Source organism: Savagea faecisuis, assembly GCF_042675605.1.
Classification (GTDB): Bacteria; Bacillota; Bacilli; order Bacillales_A; family Planococcaceae; genus Savagea; species Savagea faecisuis.
Genome location: NZ_JBHTJF010000046.1, coordinates 1 through 6,771 on the forward strand (window position 1 = coordinate 1; position 6,771 = coordinate 6,771).

The following is a 6,771-nucleotide window of genomic DNA, read 5'->3' on the forward strand; positions in this document are numbered from 1 at the left end:
AAAAAAAACACCCTTTCGGTGTGTGCTCTTCGATACTGCGTTTAACGTCGCTGAGGTATCCGTGTGTATGCTCTCGATCAATGCTAATGTTTCCATATCTACTACACATCACGTCATACATTGCCCTGACGCTGCTAGCGAGCCGTTATACAAACGCTCGTGTCGTATCGTGAAGAAGTTACTGTATGCTTTCGCTGTCAGATTGTTCTCACTCGCTAGCGTGTAGCAGCTGCCTTCCCGTAGGAAGCCAATGTACCACTACCAGACCCTTGTTTGATTGCTCACCCTGCAAATAGGCGGCGTAAATCTCTTCGGTGGTCTTCACCGTTCGCATACCCAGCTGATCGAGAGAAGCTGTATTGGAATGCTACCCGTTTATTTTGCGGCGGAAACGGTCGTCCTTCTACGTTTTTCTTTTACGTCGAGTACGGCTTCTCGACGGGCTTATTTTAGCGAAAGTCTTGACTGCTGACCAAATTTCGCTTATCATAGCCAATGAATATATGTTGTCGTAAAACCACTGATAGGTGTTGGTAGCACCCGTGACCAGTGGTTTTTTGCATTTATTAGGTCATGATTAGATAATAACACGTTATAAAAAAAGACGCAAAGTTTCTCAAATTATAATTTATAGAATTATAGAATTATAGAATTAATAAGTAAGGTTCTTATTGCTAGTACTCGTTTTTATACTTTTATATATTTTTGTTTATTAGACGTGCTTTTACTGTTGTCCTTCACACTTATATTTTCTTTTCTTACATATTCCAAAAAATCTCTACCTAGCTGAAGACGCTGAGCACGATCTATTCTTTTCCATTCATAACCTTTAAATAAATCTGAAAGAAAAAAAGTCTCTCCTTTTTCTAACTGATCAACTTCTTTTAATGCTTTCTTTATTAAGTCCTGAGTATTCATACGACACAGCTCCTTTAACTTGCCTTGTACCACAATATTGTGGTTAAATAAGAATATAAAAGAATATAATTTTTATATTCTTTTATATTCTTATTTAATTATTGTCCCTTATACTTGAAATAAGATTCTAAATCAGTATATTTTCGTTTTTCTGAAGTTCTATATCTTGGATAATTTCTCCAATAATCTTCAAAAACGGACTCTCCTAATTCAGAAAACGGACCTTTTCCTTGCTTAAAATGTAGTAAGTCATTGCTTTTTATAGATCCTATGTTCTCGGTGTTTCCACTACCAGGTTTATCTCCAGATATTTTATATTTGTGCTGAATAAAATACTGAACATTTTTTACTGGTGAAGGTAACTCTTGCAGATGTTTTACACCATTAACAATGATCCCTTCTTTAGATTCAGGGTTTCGTTCGTATAAAAATCCTATAACCAAATGTATATCATATTGATCATAAGGATAATGAATATTTTTCGTATTATCACGCAAAAAAGAATTAAATGAACCTAATGTATATTGAAAACTTCTGTTTTCTCCCGAGAGATTCTTTTGTAAATATGTAGTTTTTACATCAATAGCAATTCTTCGTCCGTTCGATTTACTCAAAGTGAAATCTGGATAAATATTTTGTTTAGACGGAATTTCATATTTCAAATCATGCTTTTCAGCATATGTTTTTACTGCAGGTGCAACTAAAATCTCGAAAATTCTACCAATCAACTTTGTATCATGTCCTAAAGAGTATATAGATTCATTAGCATCTATTAAACCATTGACACTCCAATCGATTTGTAGATTTTCAACTTCTTGATATAATTCATCAATAATATTCTCCATTGATATACTAACCACCTTAAAAATAATTACAGGAGTTGAATTTTAGTGATAAAAAAAATGAAGATTGTCGTTCCACCTCTAAAGATTCAAGGTATTAAAACTAAACTAATACCGATGATAAAACAATCAATTTTATGGAATGACTCGAAAATATGGATTGAACCCTTTTTAGGTTCTGGCTCTGTGCTTTTTAACATGCAACCCCAAAATGCAATAGTTTCAGATACTAATAAACATATTATCAATGTATATAAAGGTATACAAGATAATTCAATCAATAGTTCTAATGTTCGGACTTTTTTAGAAAGCGAAGGAGCAAAGTTAGAAGTTTCTAACGGCGAATATTACTATGATGTACGTGAAAGATTCAACTTACATGGAGATCCTTTAGACTTTATCTTTCTGAATAGAAGTTGCTTCAATGGAATGATGCGTTTTAATAAAAAAGGTGATTTCAACGTACCTTTTTGTAGAAAACCAGAACGCTTTCAAAAAGCTTTAATAACTCGAATTTGTAATCAAATACAACTAGTCTCAGATATTATGCAAAATAAAAATTGGACATTTAAAGTTGCAGATTGGAAAGACACTGTTTCTAACGCTAGTCATAATGATTTTATTTATCTAGACCCACCTTATATTGGTTTACATGCTGATTATTATAATACTTGGGATGAAAACGACGCTTTTGAATTATTAAAAACTATGAATAACACCTCTGCTGGTTATGCTTTAAGTATGTGGAAGTCCAATGATTTTAGATCTAATTATTACTTAAAACATTGGAATGGCATTGAATTTACTACTGATCACTTTTATCATGTAGGAGCTAGTTTAAATAACAGAAAATCTGTCATCGAATCTCTGATAGTCTCAGAACAATATGCAAGAATCAACTTAGAAAGCACGAACGAATTAGATATACAAGAATTAGACGATACTGAAAATACAAATATGCCTATCGCTAAACAATTATCTCTATTTTAAAGTTCGATATAATCTGTCCATACAATTATATCGAACTTACCTCATAAATTTATTGTATTATCATTGAACTGATTCATGAAAATACATGATACTTTTGCGATTTTTAACAATAAATCATGGCATTACATGGAATCTACATTGAATCAATAATGCAATTACATTGAGCTTTTCTTATAAGTTCAATGTGATTCGCCATTTATAAGACTCTTTAGCATATCCTGATCACCATAATGAATAGGTTCTTCATCATTACGCAACGCGTAAATTGTGCCATACACCTTCAACAAAATTTCGATTCTTTCACCTAATTCATCTATCCCTTCATATGAATAATCAAATTCACTTATCGAAAAAGCTGCATCAACCTTTTCATAATCTTGAAGAACATATTCTTCTGCTTCTTTTATTGTCATATCATCATCTTCATTAGTAACTCCATACATATGATTGTACGCATTTACGCAAGCAATAATCATATGGTTCAAGGCTTCTTGATCGCCTTCTAGAGCGGTTTTATCATATGACCTTGTAATACACCCATTTTCTTTTCAGTAGCTTTAATACGCTGCCACTGCCCTTCTACTTTGTTATATTCTTCACTCAAGCGATCGATTCCGTAATTATGCTTAACCTCTAAAATACTGATCATTCAATCGCTCCTTCTCAATGATTAATAAATAACTCTTAATTCTATAAATCCGGATGAACATATTTATGCCCTCTTTCAAAGTATAAGTCCAAAAGTCACAACTTTTAGACAAATTTCCCTTCCAACTTTTGAACAATAAAAACAACGATTTTATCGCTTCTTTATTGTCTAAAAGATAGTCTATAATTAAATTAAGGAACTTTCTAAATGATTGCAGACTTATTAGACAGTAGGAGGATCATGAAATGATTATTGGATATGCTCGTGTTTCAACTTCTCAACAAAATTTAGACAGCCAAATTGAAACCCTTAAAGCTGCTGGTTGTGAAAAAATCTATTGCGATGAAATGTCTGGCACTAAGCGTGATCGGCCAGAACTGAATAAGTTGCTGCAAGAGGTTGTTCGAAATGGTGACACGATTGTTGTCACGAAAATAGATCGACTCGCTCGTTCTATTATTGATCTCAATAAAATTGTACAAGAAGCTAAAAATAAAGAAGTCACCATTCATTTTTTAAGCGAAGATATGAAATTTGATGGTCGAGACGAAAACTCTTCGCTCCAGATGTTGCTCTTTAATATGCTTGCAGCCTTTGCACAGTTTGAACGCGATCTCATCGTAGAAAGAACTTCAGAAGGTCGTGAGCGTGCTAAAAAGCAAGGCAAACACTTAGGTAGACCCGCTAGAAATGAAAAAGATATTGAACGGGCTCTCAAACTTTACTTTTCAAGAAGTACAAACGGTCATAGTGTCAACGATATTGTAAAGTTAACTGGTGTCCCTCGTAGCACGATTTATCATGAAATTAAAAAAAGAAAAACCTAGACTATAATTTAATCTAGGTTTTTCATATTACGATCGGCCTGAACCGTTACATGCTGGACAAGTATGTACTCCGTCTCCACCACATGCTGGACAATCCTCATTTGCACCACGACGACCTAAGCCACCTGTACAATCACATTCTACTTGACCACCGTTACACTCTGGACATTCACTCATCTATATTCACCTCTTTCTTCTTAGACTAAAAGCTTAGTTATATAGTATCACAACATTATATATATAACATTACCTAATAAATTAATTATAATATGCGTTATTTTACATCTAAATATCGCATGGCCAAATCAAAACGATTTCGGCCATGCCCTAATTCATCGTGAACCCGATCCATCGCTGCTTTCGTTTCTTCATAGAGTTCTTTTTCTGAAATCGAAAATCCCGTGTCTGCTCGTTTCCCCTCAAATAAATTATCTAGAATACGATTCATCACATCTAAATGATCGGATGAATGATTAATCTCATCTTGAAATCTCGTTCTCGCAAATAAATGGCGAAAGCCATGCATTGCCATGATCGGCCGTGCAATATCATATTCTTGCTTCACCGCAGCAACCATTTTCGCTAATTGTAAACTTTCAAGTGGAATTACTCGCTCACGCTCGTCTAGTCCCCCTAGTAAATCATCTAATCGTGAAGTATGCTCTACATCAATTCGAACTTCTCGATAACGATTACCTTTCGTCACATAACTAGGATCATCTCGTGTAATACGAATTTTATAATGATCTTCATGTCGCTCAAAATGTCTTCGTTCAATTTTACATACTTCTTCTGCTCGTAAACCAGACACCATTGATAGATATGCGGCTGACGCTGCCGTTTCCTGCCCTTTTTCTTCTAACCTTTGAATAATTTCTCGTGCTTCCTCTACTTGGTAAGCACGAGGCTTTCGCTCAATTTCTTCATGGGCTGATTGACTCGTATATCGTCGGTGATCAGGCATTAACGATGGAAGTTCTCCAAACTTCTCATCGCGTTCCATTGCTTTCGACAAGTGAATCAAAGCGGTTTCAACATTTTGCAAAGAACCTTTAGTTAATCCTTGCCGCTCTTTTACATCTAAATACGCTTCAGCGTGTTCCTGACGAAACTGATTTAATCGGTTGATTCCAAACTCTTCTTTAACAAATTGTGTGAATCTTCCGACTTCTCCCATCGTCTTTTTATAAGTAGCTTTGCTATGAATCCCAAAATGATCTGGATTTTTCCTCTTCATTTCTTTTTTAGAAAAACCAATTCTACTCGATTGACGAATCAAATTTTTAGCTGTGTATTTTGCATTATCATTTCCAAACTTCTCGATCTGCTCTCTCTTGTATTGTTTTTGACGAGCCAATTTTCTCTTGGCCGATCGTGATAATTTCTTTTTCATCTCCTCACTCTCCATAATAATTTTAAAAATCTAAGTTCAAAAAAATGAAAACCTTAAAGGATTATGCCGCTTGTTACCAATCGGCATAACCCTCTCGCTCATCAGACGCTATTTTTTATGTACACGCATATTTTTCTTGTAACAAATCGTATAAGCGAATTGAGTCCATCAACAATTATTGCTTACCCCCATTGCAGCTTCCCTGCAATGTACAATTTTTTGTTCGTGTCTCTACACGAGGTTTTCGCATCTTGTTAGCTGGAGTCGATCTGTTGAATCTACTTACTCTTTTTCCATCTACATTTCTTTTTCTCAATTCACTTCTACATTTTTACTACCGATCATTCACAAACATCTGTCCATTCAAAATTAACATCATTATTTTATTTGATTACCTTTTAAAACGCTCTAAAATCTCGTAACAGCCTTTTTCTCTTTCTGAATGGTAAACATCATATTTTTCAGAATCTAATCCATACATAAATTCTGAAGCTCCTTTTTCTCTTCTCCTTCCTTATTTTTATTTTCCTTTTACCATTGACCTCTAACTTTTCTTTTTTATATAACCACATTTAGTATACTCTGGAATATTTTTTCCAGCAAGTAAAAAAAGACCTGTTTTCTAAAGTCCACGCTTAAGCACTGGATGAATTTACTTTAAAAATAAAATAAGTATATTTCTCTTCGTACCTCTTCTCAAAAATCTTTAGCGGCTCCTCCTTTTTCTTTTTCTCATCCTTAAACTACAACCATTTTTATTTATTACACCTTATAATATGTAAACGAATTTTCAACTATTCCTGAAAAAAAGCTCTTTTTTCAAAAACAGTCTTACTATTCGATTTTAAAATTTTTTAAAAAAGAAAAGAAGCGATCGAAGATCGCTTGGAAACTTCGCTTCACTTCGTTCCGCTGGTTCCCAAGCGATCTTCGATCGCAAGGCATTTTGGCTCTTTATCACTTGACTTTGTCTTTCACGCTCTTCATACTGCGGCAACAGAGCCTAGGAAACGGCTGGTGCCAAAATGCCTGCCTATGTTTCAAACAACAAAGAAAAGGTTGTTTGAAACATAGGCAGGCATTTTTGACATAAAAAAAACACCCTTTCGGTGTGTGCTCTTCGATACTGCGTTTAACGTCGCTGAGGTATCC

At 34.5% G+C, this 6,771-nt stretch carries 8 protein-coding genes; 2 read left to right on the top strand and 6 right to left on the bottom strand.

Going from position 1 to position 6,771, the window contains the following annotated elements; genetic code table 11:
* Positions 1 to 687: 687 nt before the first annotated feature.
* Together ACFQ0V_RS13145 and ACFQ0V_RS13150 are read right to left on the bottom strand one after the other, a co-directional pair.
* Positions 688 to 918, bottom strand: a complete 231-nt coding sequence (locus tag ACFQ0V_RS13145; protein ID WP_381014427.1) for a single-stranded DNA-binding protein — start codon at positions 916 to 918, stop codon at positions 688 to 690.
* Positions 919 to 1,016: 98 nt separating this feature from the next.
* On the bottom strand, positions 1,017 to 1,763 hold the full coding sequence (locus ACFQ0V_RS13150; RefSeq protein ID WP_381014429.1) for a type II restriction endonuclease: 747 nt from the start codon (positions 1,761 to 1,763) through the stop codon (positions 1,017 to 1,019).
* Between the two features lie 45 nt (positions 1,764 to 1,808).
* On the opposite strand from ACFQ0V_RS13150, the gene ACFQ0V_RS13155 reads away from it, so the two are divergent.
* Positions 1,809 to 2,750, top strand: a complete 942-nt coding sequence (locus tag ACFQ0V_RS13155; protein ID WP_381014430.1) for a DNA adenine methylase — start codon at positions 1,809 to 1,811, stop codon at positions 2,748 to 2,750.
* A gap of 179 nt (positions 2,751 to 2,929) precedes the next feature.
* On the opposite strand, the gene ACFQ0V_RS13160 is transcribed toward ACFQ0V_RS13155, so the two are convergent.
* The gene (locus tag ACFQ0V_RS13160) at positions 2,930 to 3,226 is read right to left on the bottom strand and encodes a hypothetical protein (protein WP_381014432.1); all 297 of its coding nucleotides are present in this window, start codon (positions 3,224 to 3,226) and stop codon (positions 2,930 to 2,932) included.
* Positions 3,227 to 3,252: 26 nt separating this feature from the next.
* The gene (locus tag ACFQ0V_RS13165) at positions 3,253 to 3,399 is read right to left on the bottom strand and encodes a hypothetical protein (protein WP_381014433.1); all 147 of its coding nucleotides are present in this window, start codon (positions 3,397 to 3,399) and stop codon (positions 3,253 to 3,255) included.
* Positions 3,400 to 3,644: 245 nt separating this feature from the next.
* Here ACFQ0V_RS13165 and ACFQ0V_RS13170 point away from each other — a divergent pair, with 245 nt between their 5' ends.
* Positions 3,645 to 4,226, top strand: coding sequence for a recombinase family protein (locus ACFQ0V_RS13170; protein WP_108308486.1), 582 nt, complete (start codon positions 3,645 to 3,647; stop codon positions 4,224 to 4,226).
* A gap of 27 nt (positions 4,227 to 4,253) precedes the next feature.
* On the opposite strand, the gene ACFQ0V_RS13175 is transcribed toward ACFQ0V_RS13170, so the two are convergent.
* Positions 4,254 to 4,403, bottom strand: a complete 150-nt coding sequence (locus ACFQ0V_RS13175) for a hypothetical protein (protein WP_161952350.1) — start codon at positions 4,401 to 4,403, stop codon at positions 4,254 to 4,256.
* Between the two features lie 97 nt (positions 4,404 to 4,500).
* Positions 4,501 to 5,619: a hypothetical protein gene (locus ACFQ0V_RS13180; protein ID WP_381014435.1), complete on the bottom strand. Its 1,119-nt coding sequence runs from the start codon at positions 5,617 to 5,619 to the stop codon at positions 4,501 to 4,503.
* Between the last annotated feature and the right edge of the window lie 1,152 nt (positions 5,620 to 6,771).

Coding starts and splice junctions, on each gene's coding strand:
- ACFQ0V_RS13145 (WP_381014427.1), bottom strand. CDS start 918: ATGAATACTCAGGACTTAATAAAGAAAGCATTAAAAGAAGTTGATCAG.
- ACFQ0V_RS13150 (WP_381014429.1), bottom strand. CDS start 1,763: ATGGAGAATATTATTGATGAATTATATCAAGAAGTTGAAAATCTACAA.
- ACFQ0V_RS13160 (WP_381014432.1), bottom strand. CDS start 3,226: ATGATTATTGCTTGCGTAAATGCGTACAATCATATGTATGGAGTTACT.
- ACFQ0V_RS13165 (WP_381014433.1), bottom strand. CDS start 3,399: ATGATCAGTATTTTAGAGGTTAAGCATAATTACGGAATCGATCGCTTG.
- ACFQ0V_RS13170 (WP_108308486.1), top strand. CDS start 3,645: ATGATTATTGGATATGCTCGTGTTTCAACTTCTCAACAAAATTTAGAC.
- ACFQ0V_RS13175 (WP_161952350.1), bottom strand. CDS start 4,403: ATGAGTGAATGTCCAGAGTGTAACGGTGGTCAAGTAGAATGTGATTGT.
- ACFQ0V_RS13180 (WP_381014435.1), bottom strand. CDS start 5,619: ATGAAAAAGAAATTATCACGATCGGCCAAGAGAAAATTGGCTCGTCAA.